Origin of the sequence: Streptomyces sp. SID13726, assembly GCF_010548375.1 — a bacterium.
In the GTDB taxonomy this organism is placed as follows: domain Bacteria; phylum Actinomycetota; class Actinomycetes; order Streptomycetales; family Streptomycetaceae; genus Streptomyces.
The window spans coordinates 1-418 of the sequence record NZ_JAAGLY010000587.1; the positions used below are offsets into that span (position 1 = coordinate 1).

The 418-nt window shown below is 71.1% G+C and carries 1 protein-coding gene; it reads left to right on the forward strand.

Features of this window, described 5'->3' with window-relative positions:
* A partial coding sequence (locus G3I78_RS49265; RefSeq protein WP_164437187.1) for a HAMP domain-containing protein occupies nucleotides 1-418 on the forward strand: 418 nt, incomplete at both ends.

Sequence of the window (418 nt, forward strand, 5' to 3'; positions counted from 1 at the left end):
CCGTGCGGGAAGAGCACCGCCAGCGAGTCGTCCAGGTCACCACCCCCACCGCCCAGGGTCTGGTCACCGTCTATGCGGGCACCTCGCTGCGGGAGGCCGACGCCGCGGACGAGACCATCACCGCCGCGCTGGCCATCACGGTGCCGCTGCTCGTACTCACCGTCGCCGTGGTCACCTGGCGGGTTACGGGCTGGGTGCTGCGTCCGGTTGAGGCGATCCGCGCTGAGGTCGCCGAGATCAGCGACCGCGACCTGCACCGCCGCGTGCCCGTTCCGAACAGTCAGGACGAGGTCGCCCGGCTCGCCGTCACGAGGAACACCACCCTGGACCGGCTGGAATCCCCCGGAATCCGCCAGCGTCAGTTCATCGCCGACGCCTCGCTCGAGCTGCGCAGCCCGATCACGGTGCTCCGCACCCA